Source organism: Staphylococcus microti (genome assembly GCF_000934465.1).
GTDB lineage: Bacteria > Bacillota > Bacilli > Staphylococcales > Staphylococcaceae > Staphylococcus > Staphylococcus microti.
The window spans coordinates 22,268-39,187 of the sequence record NZ_JXWY01000019.1 but is presented as its reverse complement, the minus strand read 5'-3'; the positions used below and the strand labels follow the sequence as shown (position 1 = coordinate 39,187).

General features: G+C 38.5%; 13 protein-coding genes. 1 reads left to right on the top strand and 12 read right to left on the bottom strand.

The window, feature by feature from the left end; all coding sequences use genetic code 11:
- Window positions 1–198: 198 nt before the first annotated feature.
- The 6 genes from TP70_RS03165 to TP70_RS03140 form a co-directional block, all read right to left on the bottom strand.
- Entirely contained in the window at window positions 199–888 is a 690-nt protein-coding gene (locus TP70_RS03165; protein ID WP_044359267.1) for an HAD family hydrolase, read from the bottom strand.
- A 92-nt stretch (window positions 889–980) separates the two neighbouring features.
- Complete coding sequence (locus TP70_RS03160) at window positions 981–1,175, bottom strand: hypothetical protein (protein ID WP_044359266.1); 195 nt, start codon at window positions 1,173–1,175, stop codon at window positions 981–983.
- 239 nt (window positions 1,176–1,414) lie between these two features.
- Window positions 1,415–2,455 (bottom strand): DUF2325 domain-containing protein, encoded by a 1,041-nt coding sequence (locus TP70_RS03155; RefSeq protein WP_044359265.1) that lies wholly within the window; start codon window positions 2,453–2,455, stop codon window positions 1,415–1,417.
- A gap of 248 nt (window positions 2,456–2,703) precedes the next feature.
- Window positions 2,704–3,786: a branched-chain amino acid aminotransferase gene (locus TP70_RS03150; protein ID WP_044359264.1), complete on the bottom strand. Its 1,083-nt coding sequence runs from the start codon at window positions 3,784–3,786 to the stop codon at window positions 2,704–2,706.
- A gap of 181 nt (window positions 3,787–3,967) precedes the next feature.
- Window positions 3,968–4,927 (bottom strand): NAD-dependent epimerase/dehydratase family protein, encoded by a 960-nt coding sequence (locus tag TP70_RS03145; RefSeq protein ID WP_044359263.1) that lies wholly within the window; start codon window positions 4,925–4,927, stop codon window positions 3,968–3,970.
- A 367-nt stretch (window positions 4,928–5,294) separates the two neighbouring features.
- A complete protein-coding gene (locus TP70_RS03140) occupies window positions 5,295–6,485 on the bottom strand; it encodes a glycine C-acetyltransferase (protein ID WP_044359262.1) in 1,191 nt (396 codons plus the stop codon).
- 111 nt (window positions 6,486–6,596) lie between these two features.
- On the opposite strand from TP70_RS03140, the gene TP70_RS03135 reads away from it, so the two are divergent.
- The gene (locus tag TP70_RS03135; RefSeq protein WP_044359261.1) at window positions 6,597–7,763 is read left to right on the top strand and encodes an amidohydrolase; all 1,167 of its coding nucleotides are present in this window, start codon (window positions 6,597–6,599) and stop codon (window positions 7,761–7,763) included.
- Window positions 7,764–8,126: 363 nt separating this feature from the next.
- On the opposite strand, the gene tuf is transcribed toward TP70_RS03135, so the two are convergent.
- From tuf to rpoC, 6 genes are all read right to left on the bottom strand, one after another.
- Window positions 8,127–9,314: an elongation factor Tu gene (gene tuf, locus TP70_RS03130; RefSeq protein WP_044359260.1), complete on the bottom strand. Its 1,188-nt coding sequence runs from the start codon at window positions 9,312–9,314 to the stop codon at window positions 8,127–8,129.
- Window positions 9,315–9,467: 153 nt separating this feature from the next.
- Window positions 9,468–11,549: an elongation factor G gene (gene fusA, locus TP70_RS03125; protein ID WP_044359259.1), complete on the bottom strand. Its 2,082-nt coding sequence runs from the start codon at window positions 11,547–11,549 to the stop codon at window positions 9,468–9,470.
- 144 nt (window positions 11,550–11,693) lie between these two features.
- Entirely contained in the window at window positions 11,694–12,164 is a 471-nt protein-coding gene (gene rpsG / locus TP70_RS03120; protein WP_014614746.1) for a 30S ribosomal protein S7, read from the bottom strand.
- Window positions 12,165–12,229: 65 nt separating this feature from the next.
- Complete coding sequence (gene rpsL / locus TP70_RS03115) at window positions 12,230–12,643, bottom strand: 30S ribosomal protein S12 (protein WP_044359258.1); 414 nt, start codon at window positions 12,641–12,643, stop codon at window positions 12,230–12,232.
- Window positions 12,644–12,736: 93 nt separating this feature from the next.
- The gene (locus TP70_RS03110) at window positions 12,737–12,997 is read right to left on the bottom strand and encodes a ribosomal L7Ae/L30e/S12e/Gadd45 family protein (protein WP_044359257.1); all 261 of its coding nucleotides are present in this window, start codon (window positions 12,995–12,997) and stop codon (window positions 12,737–12,739) included.
- A 230-nt stretch (window positions 12,998–13,227) separates the two neighbouring features.
- Window positions 13,228–16,845, bottom strand: a complete 3,618-nt coding sequence (gene rpoC, locus TP70_RS03105; protein WP_044359256.1) for a DNA-directed RNA polymerase subunit beta' — start codon at window positions 16,843–16,845, stop codon at window positions 13,228–13,230.
- Window positions 16,846–16,920: the final 75 nt, after the last annotated feature.

The window sequence follows — 16,920 nt, the reverse complement described above, 5'->3', positions numbered from 1 at the left end:
ACTCTTTCTTCATTATTCAATATAATATACGTCAATGATTATAGATAATTGACAGGATGGCAACAATGTATAATTTGCTATCACTCAGTTACTGCACATATACGTATAAGCTTTCATTTCTCTATCATAAAGCTCATTCGAATCATACATATGCAATTATTATAGCAGAATAAAGTATATGCTATAACAATAATTTAGCTATTCACTCAAATAATTCAATATTTGCGTCACATCGTCTAATATAATATCCGCTTCTTCAAAAGTCGCTTCTTGCCCTAATCCAGTACGCACGCCTATCGTCTTGGCACATTGCGCCTGACGCCCAGTCTGCATATCTAAGTCTGTATCACCAATCATTACCATTTCATCACCTGTCACACCACGTGACCATAGTGGTGCCAAAAGACATGGATCAGGCTTTTCATAATTGTCTCCATTTGTAGAAATGACACAGCCGAACATATCTTGAAAAACCGTCTGTTCTAAAAAGTGTGACACACCATGCGCATTATCACCTGTAACAATTGCGAGTTGATAGCCTCGTTTTTTCAATGTAACTAAAGTCTCTCGCACACCATCGTACAATACACTTTCAGGCACACGTGTATCAATCAACTGTTGGCTACGTGCACATACCCATTCATACGTTTGAACTTCTGTATATTGATCAAATATACATGCCATTTCTTCAAGCGATCCCGATGCCATCACACTTCCCGGTCGAAATGCATTCCCTTCAATACCGATTGCATCATACACCGCATCATGTTGCATAATTTCAAAATACGTACACACATCATCGACTAATTGAATACCAAGTTTGACCCAGCTTTGATCAAATTGAATTAACGTCCCGTCTTTATCAAATAATAACCATTTTATCGCCATTTTCGTCACCTGTTTCTGTCGTTTCATTCACTTTCACATACATTTATTCAATAAATATTAGAATTGATTCGGCAACTTCTGTAGTCCAAAATTCATTTTTCTTCAGATTTATCATCGCATTTACTTGTCTTAGTTTTTGATTTATTTTTGATACCAATTAAAATAAGTGACATACCTGATACAAACATTACTATTGGAAGCCCAATATGTTCAGGCGTCAGTATATAAACAAATATTGCCATTGCTACTGACATGCTCCCCATTATTAAATCAAGTTTCGATTCCATTGTTACTACTCCTCCTTTTAAATTACAATTATCTTGGCAACTTAATATCTCCTCTTAAATCATATGAACTATATTTATCATACCATTATTTTTCCGAATAAATCCCAATCCATTTAAATACAAACCGACCATTTCTTACGCCTCTAACAATATTCAACATCTATTCGCCGTCATTTTATTCACCAGAACAAAGCGCCTGAACATTTCTATCATGTCCAGACGCTTTTCTACGCTTATATTTATTCCGCTTCTTTTGGTTCAATTAAATGTAAATGTTCTCTCAATTCACTGACAAAACTACTTCTACCACTATTTTTCAAGATAATAAATGGTTTCTCTTCTTTCTTCGCTCTCGCTTTGGCTTGTTCTGCTTTAGCGTGACTTACCGTTAAAATAGGAATCACGATAATATCTGATTTGCTCACTAATGTTTCTACTTGTAACTGTGTGTCTGATTCTGTGTGATGAACCTTACCGCCACGTTGTTCCACTTCTTCTATATAGTTGTTAATAAATTGACTGGCACCGATAATACCTACTTCAATGCCTTTAAATAATTCTTTTTCTGTATCGTCCAATTCGTCTTGTTCATGGCTCTCTTTATAATAAGACGATTTTCTTTTAATAGGCGTTGGCATAATTTCATCTGAATCGTATTTCCATCTAATACGTGCTGTCGCATGGTTCGGCGTATGTGCAATGCTAATAATATCTTCTTCATTAATATTAAACTTGATCACATCTTTTTCATTCAATAGACATGTCGGGATACTCGTTAACTGACCTTCATCAAAATGTCGCTTACAAACATATCTATGAATGCTATCATCATAATCGACAATCGCATAATCATATCCAACAATCTCAAAAGCTTCTGTTGTATCGAATACTTCTGAACTGATTTTACGATAACTGTGTCTATTATAACCATTGCCATTTTCTTCAAAAATAAATTTATTCCCTTGTTCAAGCTGTTCGTTTCTAACAACAGATTCCGGAACAAATACTTTCTGACCTGTCTCTGAATTCAATCCTTCGCCACCTAACAAATGACGTACAAAGATATATTCGTCTGTGTTTGCTTTTTTCTCTACAATCGGCTCAGCATCCTGTGCAACTTCTACATCGTCTACTAGGGCAATCATTTCTATATTTTTCAATGTTTTTAAGTAGTACTTATTCTGTTTTTCAAGTGTCTCTAATTCAGTGGTGTTCAAAATATCTTCTATCCATTGTTCCTTAAGCATTTGTACAATTTTTTCTTTCATATCCTTCTTCATGTGTAATCTCCTTTAATGAATATCATTCGTTTTTTCTTTGCAATATTTTTTATCTTTAAGTACTTCAAATACGTTTCCCATATCCCTTGCCTTGCTTTATTCCTAATCCTATACCCAGTAAAACTTTACACCTAAACCCACCATAATACACTGCATTATTTTCCAAAAATATAATAACCCCACACCAAATTATAACACTTCTATGATGTGAGGATATAACGCTTTCTATTTAACTGCTCATTTCAAACTTATCTTTCGTAATGTGGCACGACTAAACGCCAGTTATGTGGATCGTCTAACTTGCCACTTTGGATACCTGTGTAGTTATCGTACAACGCTTGAGTGACCTTACCAGTTTCATTGTTGTTGATGACCATTTTTTGATCTTTGAATTGTAATTCACCCACTGGCGAAATAACGGCTGCTGTCCCTGTACCGAATACTTCTTCTAATTCGCCTTTTTCATAGTGTTCAAATAATTCATCAATAGATACACGACGCTCTTCCACTTCATAACCAAGCGTTTCAGCTAATGCAAGAACCGTTTTACGTGTAATACCTGGCAAGATACTACCGTTTAATGATGGTGTCACAACTTTTCCATTGATAACGAAGAAGATGTTCATACTACCTACTTCTTCAATATACTTTTGTTCTACACCGTCTAACCATAATACTTGGTCAAAACCGAGTGCATTTGCGTTCGCTTGTGCTAATAAACTTGCTGCATAGTTACCCGCAACTTTCGCAAAACCTACACCACCACGCACTGCACGCACGTATTCATCTTCAACATAGATTTTCGTAGGGCGTAATGAATCTCCACCATAGTATGAACCTGATGGTGATAAAATAATTAATAAGCGGTAATTTTTAGACGGGGCTACTCCTAAAATACCTTCTGTCGCAAAAACAACCGGACGAATGTATAATGATTGACCTTCTCCTTCTGGTACCCAATCACGGTCTACGTCTACTAATTGTTTCAAACCTTCTAATAATAAATCTTCATCAATTCGTGGCATTTTTAAACGCTCTAATGACACATTAATACGTTTGAAATTCTCTTCTGGTCTGAATAAAACGACTTCTCCGTTATGTTTATATGCTTTTAATCCTTCAAATACAGATTGACCATAGTGTACACTTTGTGCAGCTGGCGAGATTTCAATCGGCGCATACGGTACGATTTTCAAATCATGCCAACCTTGACCTTCTGTATATTCAAAGCTCAACATATAATCTGTAAATACTTCACCAAATGTTAAAGAAGATTGATCTGGTTTCTCTTTTAACGATTGGCGTTGTTCTAATTTCACTAAATCTGTCATAATAAATGCCCCCTGTAATTATGTATATTGTAAATGTAATAAAAGCATTATAACAATTCGACCATCATAATTCAATGAGTTTTGCGAAAATTTAATATATTCTTAAACCTCAATTATGTGTAAAAAAAGTGAGACGGCTACACTGCTCATTATGCAATACGCTGTCTCACTTGCTTATATATTACGCTTTTTGACTATCTTTTTCTTTAATACCTTCCAGCATGCGTGTTGTCATCGCTGCTAAGTCGTATTTCGGATCAAAGCCCCACTCAGCACGTGCACAGCTTGTATCGATGCTATCAGGCCAACTTTCTGCAATACCTTGACGTACAGGATCAACATCATAATCTACTGTAAAGTTCGGATCATGTTCTTGAATCGCTGCTGTTACCATTTCTGGGTCAATGCTCATGGCACTTAAGTTATATGCGTTACGGTTGATCAACTTGCCACCGTCCGCTTCCATCAACTTAATAATCGCGTCAATCGCATCGTCCATAAACATCATGTCCATAAACGTACCACGATCGATGTAGCTTGTGTACTTGCCTTCACGAACTGCTTGGAAATAAATGTCTACCGCATAGTCTGTTGTACCGCCACCTGGTTCTTTAATATAAGAAATAAGTCCAGGGAAACGTACACTACGCGTATCTACACCAAATTTAGTGAAGTAATAATCACATAATAATTCTCCTGATACTTTGTTCACACCGTACATTGTGTTCGGACGTTGGATTGTAACTTGAGGTGTATTTTTCTTAGGTGTATTCGGACCAAATGCACCGATTGAGCTTGGTGTGAAGAATTGTAAATCATATTTACGTGCAGCTTCTAACGCATTTACTAAGCCACCCATGTTTAAGTTCCATGCGAGTAATGGCTTTTGTTCTGCAGTCGCTGATAATAAAGCTGCCATATGCATCATTGTGTCTGGTTTGAAGTCAGCAATCAACTGCTCCATTTTTTCTGCGTCTGTGACATCTAAAATCTCAAATGGACCTTCTGCAACAACAGAACCTGCTTCTGGCTCGCGAATATCTGTTGCTAATACATTGTCGTTCCCATAAATTTCACGACATTTGGCAACAAGTTCTGTTCCGATTTGTCCTAACGCACCAGTGATAAATATTCTTTTCATAAATGATTACATCTCCTAACTGTCTCTCTGATAAACACAAATGTTCTTTTGTTATGCTCATTATTAACTTATCCAACCGTATTATAACATCGAAGCGCTTTCTTGTACACACAGAGCATACATATAAAATAGTATTTGTTATACAACCATAAGAATCATGCACCTTACTATTCATCGTTCTTCTCTACAGCATAGACCAAAGCTAAGACAACCATTGTTAACATCCACGGAGAAAAGATTAAAAAACTACCTATAAATATTAACCAAAATTCATCAATATAATATGAACCAAATTTAACATTTAGCACAACCTAAAAAACGCAGTCCCCCATACACGGTGACTGCGCTTAAAATATTATCTATTCAATTATGAAATAATATCGAGTTCTTTACCTACACGTTCATATACCGCTAATGCTTCATCCAACATTTCTTTTGTATGTGCAGCAGTTGGCATATTACGTACACGACCTGTGCCACGTGGTACTGTTGGGAATACGATAGATTTCACATAAACGCCTTCTTCCATCAAACGTTTACTGAAAGCTTGTGTTTTCTTCTCATCACCAATAATCACAGGTGTAATCGGTGTTTCAGATTCGCCTGTATTAAAGCCTAGCTTGTTTAAGCCTTCTTTCAAATAGTTCGCGTTATCCCATAATTTATCATGCAACTCTGTAGACGCCATTAATTTTTTAACAGCTGTCGTGATGGCTTTTGTATCGCCAGGAGCCAATGATGTTGAGAATAAGAATGGACGTGATTGTACTTTTAACCAGTCGATTAATTTTTGAGAACCTGCTACATAACCACCCACAACACCGATTGCTTTTGATAATGTACCAATTTGGAAATCAACCTTATCTTGTAAGCCGAAATGTTTCACAGTCCCTGCGCCTTTACCCATAACACCTGAACCATGTGCATCATCGACATAAACCATAATGCCGTATTCTTCACAAATTTCAACAATCTCAGGTAATTTCGCAACGTCGCCATCCATACTGAATACACCGTCAGTAATATACATCACTTTGTTGTACTGACCTGATTCAACAGCTTCTTTTGCTTTTTTACGTAAATCATCCATATCTGAATGGTTTACTCGAATGATTTTCGCTTTTGATAAACGACAACCATCAATAATAGATGCGTGGTTTAATTCATCTGATAAAATCGCATCATTTTTGTTCATAACTGCTGAAATCGCAGCCATATTACAGTTAAAGCCTGATTGATACACAATTGCTGCTTCTGTGCCTTTGAATTCTGCTAATGTTTTTTCTAACTCATCGTGTAAATCAAGGGTACCGTTAATTGTACGCACCGCACCAGCACCTACACCATGTGAGTCAATCGCTTCTTTCGCTGCTGCTTTTAAATCTGCATCTGTCGCAAGGCCTAAATAGTTGTTTGATGACAAGTTGATATATTCTTTACCTGCAATTTTAATTTTTGGACCGTTAGCCCCTTCAATTGTGTCGATCTCGTTGTATAAACCGTTGTCTTTCAAATAGTTAATATTTTCTTCTAGAAAGTCGTGTAGCATTTGTACCACGATTCATTCCCCTTTCCTATTTGCTAATACTCTTTTATCATAACGTATTTTGAACAAACTGAAAAGCAAGTGTATAATATTATCATAATCTTTACGAAGGAGTGAACCCCCATGACTGATTGGTTCCAACGTGCAGGCGAGAAAGAACAAGAAACCATTACGATACGCCGTCACTTACACCAATATCCAGAACGCTCATTTCAAGAAAAGCAAACACATGCTTATATTCTTGAGCGATTAAAGCGACTAGACTTTACAATTCGGGAACGTGTCGGTCAAAACGGGATTGTCGCAACCATTGGAGATACTGAAAAAGGGCCAACTATCGCGTTACGTGCGGACTTTGATGCATTACCCATTGAAGATATGAAAGATGTTTCTTATCGCTCAAAAGTACCCGGTGTCATGCATGCGTGCGGTCATGATGGTCATACAGCGATTTTATTAATAGTCGCCGAACTCCTACATGAACATCAAGCACAATTAAAAGGCGCAGTCGTACTAATCTTTCAATATGGCGAAGAAGAAATGCCGGGCGGTGCACAAGGAATGATTGCTGACAATGCGCTCGCTGGGGTAGATAAAGTGTATGGCAACCATTTGTGGAGTGGCTATCCAACAGGGACAATTCACACACGTCCTGGTGCAATGATGGCACAACCTGATGAATTTAATATTACCATCTATGGCAAAGGCGGACATGGTGCGAAACCTCATGAAACCATCGATCCGATCGTCATTATGGCAGAGTTCATTCTAAGCACACAAAAAATTGTGTCACGTACACTTGATCCAGTGAAGCAAGCCGTCATCTCGTTCGGTAAAATTGAAGCTGGCGATGCCGATAACGTTATCCCAGATACAGCACATTGTCGTGGCACCGTTCGTACATTTGACCCGTCCGTTCAGCAACATATTCATCAAAAACTAGATAAATTGTTACAAGGATTGGCACTAGCGAATGACATTACTTATGACTTAGATTACATTAACGGTTACTTGCCTGTATATAATCACGAAACTTCTGCAGACATTGTAAAAACTGCTGCAAACGCTTTGAACTTCCGCTATCATGACGCTGATTTAATGATGATTGGTGAAGACTTTTCGTATTACTTACATGCTTTACCAGGTGCCTTTTTCTTTACCGGTTGTGGTAACCCAGAAAAGCAAACAGACTGGCCACATCATAGTCCAAACTTTGATATTGATGTGGCCGCCATGAAATATACTGTGAGTACATTTATGAAAATATTAGAATTAGAAGGCGTTATTTAAACGGTTAAAAGCCCTTAAACCTCATCGAAAGAAGTTTAAGGGCTTTTAAAATTTTTCTCTGCAATAAAAAAATAACCATCACTAACTTTGGCTGAAGTGTGATGGTCTTTGCACTATTATAATTAGTCACCGTCTTTTTAACGGGCTCTGGGGCATGTTACCGCATGTCCCTTCTATATTTTTAATGTAACATAAGTCCTTTTTTTAGGCAACTCACTTCTGCATACATATTAGAAACCTACTTATAACAAATATACCTGCTCTTATCATAAGTTTTGAGATGTTTAATCTTACTAAAAACAGTATTCAAAAAAGCTAGCACAAATGTGCTAGCTTTTTCTATCTCAAAGATAAGAGTTAATCTTATTCGTGGATTTCAGTTACAACGCCTGATCCTACAGTACGTCCACCTTCACGGATTGAGAAACGAGTACCGTCTTCGATAGCGATTGGAGAAATTAATTCAACTTCCATTTCAACGTTATCGCCAGGCATAACCATTTCAGTACCTTCTGGTAAGTTAACAACACCAGTTACGTCAGTAGTACGGAAATAGAATTGTGGGCGGTAGTTAGAGAAGAAAGGAGTGTGACGTCCACCTTCGTCTTTTGATAATACGTAAACTTCCGCTTTAAATTTTGTGTGTGGTGTAATAGAACCTGGAGCTGCTAATACTTGACCACGTTGTACATCTTCACGTGAAACACCACGTAATAATGCACCAATGTTGTCACCAGCTTCAGCGTAGTCTAATAACTTACGGAACATTTCTACACCAGTAACAGTTGTTTTAGCTGATTCTTCAGTTAAACCGATGATTTCAACTTCTTCACCAACTTTGATTTGACCACGTTCAACACGGCCAGTAGCTACTGTACCACGACCAGTGATTGAGAATACGTCCTCAACTGGCATCATGAATGGTTTGTCAGAGTCACGTTCTGGAGTTGGAATGTACTCGTCAACAGCGTTCATTAATTCTAAGATTTTTTCTTCGTATGCAGCATCGCCTTCTAAAGCTTTTAATGCTGAACCAGCGATTACAGGTACGTCATCGCCTGGGAAGTCGTATTCAGATAATAAGTCACGAACTTCCATTTCTACTAATTCTAATAATTCTTCGTCGTCAACCATGTCAACTTTGTTTAAGAATACTACTAATGCTGGTACACCAACGTTACGTGATAATAAGATGTGCTCACGAGTTTGTGGCATTGGACCGTCAGCAGCAGATACTACTAAGATACCACCGTCCATTTGTGCAGCACCAGTGATCATGTTTTTAACATAGTCAGCGTGACCTGGGCAGTCAACGTGTGCATAGTGACGTTTGTCAGTTTGGTATTCGATGTGTGAAGTATTGATTGTAATACCACGTTCTTTTTCTTCAGGTGCGTTGTCAATCATGTCGTATGATTGTGCTTCACTGTCACCGTGTTTTGCTAATACAGTTGCGATAGCAGCTGTTAAAGTTGTTTTACCATGGTCAACGTGACCGATAGTACCAATATTGGCATGTGTTTTTGAGCGATCAAATTTTTCTTTTGCCATTATAAAATCTCTCCTATTCAAATTAAGAATTAAATTTTTAAATATATCTCATGAAAGTTACTCACCAACATGAGACATATTTTCTTTATTACCTTTATAAAGCATTTTGCTGAAAAAATCAATTTATAAACAAGGGATTAATCACGCAGTGAATTATTCACCTTTGTTCTTTTTAATGATTTCCTCAGAAATTGATTTCGGTACTTCTGCATAGTGATCGAAGTACATTGTGTAAGTACCGCGACCTTGCGTGTTAGAACGTAATGATGTTGCATAACCGAACATTTCTGAAAGTGGAACATAAGCGTTAACAACTTGTGCGTTACCGCGTGCTTCCATACCATCTACACGACCACGGCGTGCTGTTACGTCACCCATGATATCGCCTAGGTATTCTTCAGGCATTTCGATTGTAACTTTCATCATTGGTTCTAAAAGAACTGGTTCACATTTTTTAGCAGCTTCTTTAAGTGCTAAAGATGCAGCAATTTTGAAGGCCATTTCAGATGAATCGACATCATGGTATGAACCATCAAATAATTTTGCTTTTACATCGATTAATGGATATCCAGCTAAGACACCGTTTTCCATTGCGTCTTTAAGACCTTGTTCAACTGATGGGATGTATTCACGAGGAACAACACCACCAACGATAGCGTTTTCGAATTCGAAACCTTCACCAGTTTCGTTAGGTGTGAATTCGATGTGAACATCACCGTATTGACCACGACCACCAGATTGACGAGAGAATTTACCTTGTACTGCAGCAGCTTGTTTGAACGTTTCACGGTAAGATACCATTGGCGCACCAACGTTAGCTTCTACATTAAATTCTTTCTTCATACGGTCAACAATGATGTCAAGGTGAAGCTCACCCATACCACCGATGATAACTTGACCAGTTTCTTCATCTGTGTGTGCTTTAAATGTTGGGTCTTCTTCTTGTAATTTTTGTAAAGCTTGTGCCATTTTATCTTGGTCAGCTTTTGATTTAGGCTCAACTGATAAGTGGATAACAGGCTCTGGGAATTCCATTGACTCAAGGATGATGTCATTTTTCTCACCACAAAGCGTGTCACCAGTTGCAGTGTCTTTAAGACCTACTGCAGCAGCGATATCACCTGAGTATACAGTGCTGATTTCTTCACGTGAGTTTGCGTGCATTTGTAAGATACGACCTACACGTTCACGTTTGTCTTTTGTTGAGTTTTTAACATAAGAACCTGAAGTTAATGTACCTGCGTACACACGGAAGAATGTTAATTTACCAACATAAGGGTCAGTCATAACTTTGAATGCTAATGCAGCGAATTCAGCGTCATCGTCAGCTTTAGCGATTACTTCTTCTTCAGGGTTGTCAGCACGGTGACCAACGATTGGTTTAACATCTAATGGTGATGGTAAGTAGTCAATAACAGCGTCCAACATTAATTGAACACCTTTGTTTTTGAATGCTGTACCACATAATACTGGGTAGAATTCAACGTCTGTAGTAGCTTGACGGATTGCGTCTTTAAGCTCTTCAACAGTTAATTCTTCTCCACCTAAGTATTTTTCCATTAAATCATCGTTTGTTTCAGCAACGGCTTCGATTAACGCTTCACGCGCTTCTTCAGCACGCTCTTGGTAATCAGCAGGGATTTCGATTTCTTCGATTTCCGTACCTAAGTCGTTGTTGTATTTGAAACATTTCATTTGAACTAAGTCAATGATTGCTTCAAATTCATCTTCAGCACCAATTGGTAATTGGATAGGTGCTGCGTTCGCTTGTAAACGCTCATGTAAAGTGCTTACTGCGTAGTCGAAGTTTGCACCCATTTTGTCCATTTTGTTTACAAATACGATACGTGGTACACCATAAGTTGTAGCTTGACGCCAAACTGTTTCAGTTTGAGGTTCTACACCTGATTGTGCATCAAGTACTGTTACCGCACCATCAAGTACACGTAATGAACGTTCAACCTCTACAGTGAAGTCTACGTGTCCAGGTGTATCGATGATGTTTACGCGGTGACCATTCCATGCAGCTGTTGTTGCAGCTGATGTGATTGTGATACCACGGTCTTGCTCTTGTTCCATCCAGTCCATTTGTGAAGCACCTTCATGTGTTTCACCAATTTTATGAATACGGCCAGTGTAATAAAGAATACGTTCAGTAGTCGTCGTTTTACCAGCATCAATGTGAGCCATGATACCGATATTACGCGTGTTCTTCAACGAAAAGTCTCTTGCCATGGGTATTCTTTCTCCTTCCAGAATAATGGATTATATAGTCAGATATAGCTTTACCCTAAGCATGCATAAACCAAACAATCAAACAGCTATGCAGCGTGTCGATAGATGTTTATACGATATGTGCTCAGGGGATTAGCGTTTATCTTACCAGCGGTAGTGAGCGAATGCTTTGTTCGCTTCAGCCATTTTGTGTGTGTCTTCACGTTTCTTAACGGCACCACCAGTGTTGTTGGCTGCGTCTAAGATTTCGTTAGCTAAACGTTCCTCCATAGTTTTTTCACCACGAAGACGCGCATAGTTTACTAACCAACGTAAACCTAATGTAGTACGACGCTCTGGACGAACTTCTACAGGTACTTGGTAGTTTGAACCACCTACACGGCGTGCTTTAACTTCAAGTACTGGCATAATGTTGTTGATTGCTTCATCGAATACTTCCATTGCATCGCGACCTGAACGTTCTTGAACTAAGTCGAATGCAGAGTAAAGAATACGTTGAGCAGTCCCACGCTTACCATCTAACATAATTTTGTTGATTAATTTTGTAACTAATTTAGAGTTGTGAATTGGATCTGGTAACACATCTCTTTTAGGTACTGATCCTTTACGAGGCATAATACAAGTCCTCCCTTCCTATTATAATTGTTTTATAGTCTGTTTGAGTCACAAGTCGCTCAAACTTATTTTTTAGGTTTTTTAGTTCCGTATAATGAACGGCTTTGCATACGACCTTCAACACCAGAAGTGTCTAATGCACCACGTACGATATGGTAACGCACACCAGGTAAGTCTTTTACACGACCACCACGTACAAGTACAACACTGTGTTCTTGTAAGTTATGTCCGATACCAGGGATGTATGCGTTGATTTCAATGTTGTTTGATAAACGCACACGCGCATATTTACGTAACGCAGAGTTTGGTTTCTTAGGTGTCATAGTACCCACACGAGTACATACACCACGTTTTTGTGGTGAGTTCAATTTAGTGAATTGTTTTTTCTGACTGTTGAAACCTCTATTTAAAGCAGGTGAGTCTGATTTTTTAGTTTTGCTCTGTCTTGGTTTACGTACTAATTGGTTAATAGTAGGCATTGATTGTCCTCCTCTCTTGTTCTCTTAATTCCACACATCCAGGTGGTTCATTTTTAAGTTAAATAAAATTTAGTAAGCATACACTTACTAATCTCATTTGAGTAAAGCAACAACCGTTGCCTTTACCTTTATACCAACGTATTCTCCAAGCGCTTGACGGCTTGAAAAGAACGTCATAGGTATCATATTTTGATTGGCAAAGCTTAACACGCGTGCTAATAGATGTATATTCACATCTTCAGCGACAATCAGCTGTGCGACTCGATCTTTCTTGAGCGCTTTAAGCGTCTCTTTGAGCCCGACAACATGAGCTTGTTCGTCTAAACTTAAGCGTGTGACTTTTTCATTAGACATTTGCATATCCTCCAAAGTACTGCTTGCATCAACCTTTACTATATTATCATTTCTCTAAACAGTTCGTCAACACTTATCATCAATAAACATATGAATTTATTGTTATGCAGTACGCACAATTGCTTTTAATACAAAACTAAGTTTCTTCCCTTAAAGTGGCGTTAACACTTTGATGAAAACAAAGAAAAGAGATGGGACAATCACATGCCCCATACTCTATATCATTATGACTACTCTGTAATCAATTGAGTTTCTAAGTTCTCTTTTGTTTCTTCTTTCTCGATTGACACATCACTGTAACGTTTCATACCTGTACCAGCTGGAATCAATTTACCGATAATAACGTTCTCTTTCAAGCCGAGTAAGTCATCTCGTTTACCTTTGATTGCAGCATCTGTAAGTACACGTGTTGTTTCTTGGAATGATGCAGCAGATAAGAAACTTTCTGTCTCAAGTGATGCTTTTGTGATACCAAGTAATACTGGTTTCGCAGTCGCTGGGCGTTTGCGCTCTTTGAATGCGTCACGGTTGGCATCTGTAAAGTGATGGATGTCTACTAATGAACCTGGTAATAACTTCGTATCGCCAGCTTCAATAATACGTACTTTACGTAACATTTGACGTACCATTACTTCAACGTGTTTGTCATCGATTTCTACCCCTTGCATACGGTAAACTTTTTGTACTTCTTTCAGCAAGTAAGCTTCCGTTGCAGTTAAACCTGCAATCGCTAAGTAGTTTTTCGGCTCGATTGAACCTTCAGTTAACACTTCACCACGTTCAACTGATTGACCGATTTCTACTTTTAAGCGTGAAGTACCTGATGCAAGGTAAGAACGTGTTTCGTTGGCACCTTTAATCACAATTTCTTGTTGTCTATCTTTACCAACTGTAATGTTGTCTACCACACCTTCGATTTCAGTAATCACAGCTTGACCTTTTGGATTACGTGCTTCAAAGATCTCTTGGATACGTGGTAAACCTTGTGTAATATCGCTACCGGCTACCCCACCTGTATGGAACGTACGCATTGTTAACTGTGTACCTGGTTCACCGATTGATTGGGCTGCAATTGTACCAACTGCTTCACCCACTTCAACTTTTTCACCTGTTGCCAAGTTTTTACCGTAACATTTTTCACATACACCGTGACGTGTGTTACATGTAAATGCTGAACGGATATACATTTCTTCAATGCCTGCATCCGTAATTTCTTTAGCGATTTCTGCAGTGATTAATTCGTCTGGACGAATAATAACTTTATCTGTCTCTGGATGACGAATCGTTTCTTTAGAGTAACGACCTTCAATACGCTCGATAAATGGTTCAATCATTTCTGTACCTTCTTTGATATCTGAAACGAGTAAACCACGGTCAGTACCACAGTCTTCTTCACGGACGATAACATCTTGTGCAACGTCAACGAGACGACGTGTTAAGTAACCTGAGTCGGCAGTCTTAAGTGCTGTATCGGCAAGACCTTTACGCGCACCGTGTGTTGAGATGAAGTACTCTAACACTGTTAAACCTTCACGGAATGATGATGTGATTGGTAACTCGATGATTTTACCAGATGGAGCGGCCATCAGACCACGCATACCGGCAAGTTGCGTAAAGTTAGATGCGTTACCACGGGCACCTGAGTCACTCATCATAAAGATTGGGTTTGTTTTATCAAGAGATTTCATCAGTTTCTCTTGAATTCTATCTTTCGCTTGTGTCCAAATTTCAATAACCGCGTTATAACGTTCTTCTTCTGTTAATAAACCACGGCTAAATTGTTTTTGTACACGTTCAACAAGTTTTTCTGACTCGTCAAGAATTTCTTGTTTGTCTGGTAATACAACGATGTCAGCAACACCTACTGTAATACCGGCTTTTGATGAATACTTGAATCCTAAGTCTTTCATCAAGTCAAGCATCATTGACGTATCTGTAATGCTGAAACGGTTGAACACTTCAGCGATGATGTTTCCTAAGAATTTTTTGTTGAATGGTGGAACCAGCTCTGCTTCTTCAAAGTATGCTGCTAAGCCACCTTCACCAAGTTCAGTTGGATCAACAAAATATTTATCTGGTGTGTTTTTCTCTAAGTTTGTTGCTGTTGGTTCGTTAATGAATGCAAATGAATCTGGAATGATTTCATTGAAAATTACTTTACCAACAGATGTTGTTAAGATTTTACGATTTTGTTCTTCAGTAAATGTTGGGTTGTTGAATGATGCTGCTTGCACACCGATACGTGTGTGTAAATGCACATAACCATTCGCATATGCTTTTAATACTTCATTCGTATCGTTAAACAACATACCAGTATTCACTGCATCTTTACGCTCTAAAGTTAAGTAGTAGTTACCAAGTACCATATCTTGAGATGGTGTAACGACTGGCTTACCGTCTTTAGGGTTCAAGATGTTCTGAGCCGCAAGCATTAACATACGTGCTTCTGCTTGTGCTTCTTTAGATAATGGTACGTGAACCGCCATTTGGTCACCGTCAAAGTCAGCGTTATAAGCTGTTGTAACGAGTGGGTGTAGACGAATCGCACGACCTTCGACAAGTGTTGGTTCGAATGCTTGGATACCTAATCTGTGAAGCGTTGGTGCACGGTTAAGTAATACTGGGTGTTCAATGATAACATCTTCTAAAACATCCCATACTTCGTCATCCATACGCTCAATTTTGCTCTTCGCATTTTTAATGTTTGTCGCAATTTCACGTTGCACTAATTCTTTCATAACGAAAGGTTTGAATAATTCAAGCGCCATTTCTTTCGGTAAACCACATTGATACATTTTCAAGTTAGGTCCTACCGCGATAACCGAACGACCTGAGTAGTCAACACGTTTACCAAGTAAGTTTTGACGGAAACGTCCTTGCTTCCCTTTTAGCATATGTGACAATGATTTAAGTGGACGGTTACCTGGTCCAGTCACTGGACGACCACGACGACCGTTGTCGATTAATGCGTCAACAGCTTCTTGTAACATACGTTTTTCGTTTTGTACGATGATGCCAGGTGCACCAAGGTCTAATAAACGTTTTAAACGGTTGTTACGGTTGATAACACGACGGTATAAGTCGTTCAAGTCACTTGTAGCGAAACGACCCCCATCAAGTTGTACCATTGGACGAATTTCTGGTGGAATGATTGGTAGTACATCTAAAATCATCCACGCCGGATTGTTACCTGAGTTACGGAATGATTCAACAACTTCTAAACGTTTAATCGCACGTGTTAAGCGTTGACCTGTTGCAGATTCTAACTCATCACGTAGTAACTTAAGCTCTTCGTCTAAGTCAATTTCTTCTAATAGGTCTTTAATACCTTCTGCACCCATCTTAGCTGTGAATTGACCAGGGAACTTGCTGTAATAGTCACGATATTCTGCTTCAGAAAGTAATGTTTTCTTTTCTAAGCCAGTTGGACCTGGATCTACAACAACATATGACGCAAAGTAGATAACTTCTTCTAAAGAACGTGGTGACATATCTAATAATAAGCCCATACGACTTGGGATACCTTTGAAGTACCAAATATGTGATACAGGTGCCGCCAATTCGATATGACCCATACGTTCACGACGTACTTTTGATTTCGTGACTTCTACACCACATCGGTCACATACCATGCCTTTGTAGCGTACACGTTTGTACTTACCACAACTACATTCCCAGTCTTTTGTTGGTCCGAAGATTCTTTCACAGAACAAACCATCTTTTTCTGGTTTTAGCGTACGATAGTTAATTGTTTCTGGTTTTTTAACTTCACCTTTTGACCATTTGCGGATTTTTTCTGGTGAAGCGAGCCCTATTTTCATGTAATGGAATTTATTTACATCAATCAAGGAGCCTACCTCCTTTAGTTTAAATTAGCTATGCAAATTGATTGATAACAACGTCTTACTTTTATCGTTATGGCA

Excerpts from the sequence above, each read along its gene's own strand:
- TP70_RS03165 (WP_044359267.1), bottom strand. The coding sequence starts at position 888 with ATGGCGATAAAATGGTTATTATTTGATAAAGACGGGACGTTAATTCAA.
- TP70_RS03160 (WP_044359266.1), bottom strand. The coding sequence starts at position 1,175 with ATGGAATCGAAACTTGATTTAATAATGGGGAGCATGTCAGTAGCAATG.
- TP70_RS03155 (WP_044359265.1), bottom strand. The coding sequence starts at position 2,455 with ATGAAGAAGGATATGAAAGAAAAAATTGTACAAATGCTTAAGGAACAA.
- TP70_RS03150 (WP_044359264.1), bottom strand. The coding sequence starts at position 3,786 with ATGACAGATTTAGTGAAATTAGAACAACGCCAATCGTTAAAAGAGAAA.
- TP70_RS03145 (WP_044359263.1), bottom strand. The coding sequence starts at position 4,927 with ATGAAAAGAATATTTATCACTGGTGCGTTAGGACAAATCGGAACAGAA.
- TP70_RS03135 (WP_044359261.1), top strand. The coding sequence starts at position 6,597 with ATGACTGATTGGTTCCAACGTGCAGGCGAGAAAGAACAAGAAACCATT.
- tuf (WP_044359260.1), bottom strand. The coding sequence starts at position 9,314 with ATGGCAAAAGAAAAATTTGATCGCTCAAAAACACATGCCAATATTGGT.
- fusA (WP_044359259.1), bottom strand. The coding sequence starts at position 11,549 with ATGGCAAGAGACTTTTCGTTGAAGAACACGCGTAATATCGGTATCATG.
- rpsG (WP_014614746.1), bottom strand. The coding sequence starts at position 12,164 with ATGCCTCGTAAAGGATCAGTACCTAAAAGAGATGTGTTACCAGATCCA.
- rpsL (WP_044359258.1), bottom strand. The coding sequence starts at position 12,643 with ATGCCTACTATTAACCAATTAGTACGTAAACCAAGACAGAGCAAAACT.
- TP70_RS03110 (WP_044359257.1), bottom strand. The coding sequence starts at position 12,997 with ATGTCTAATGAAAAAGTCACACGCTTAAGTTTAGACGAACAAGCTCAT.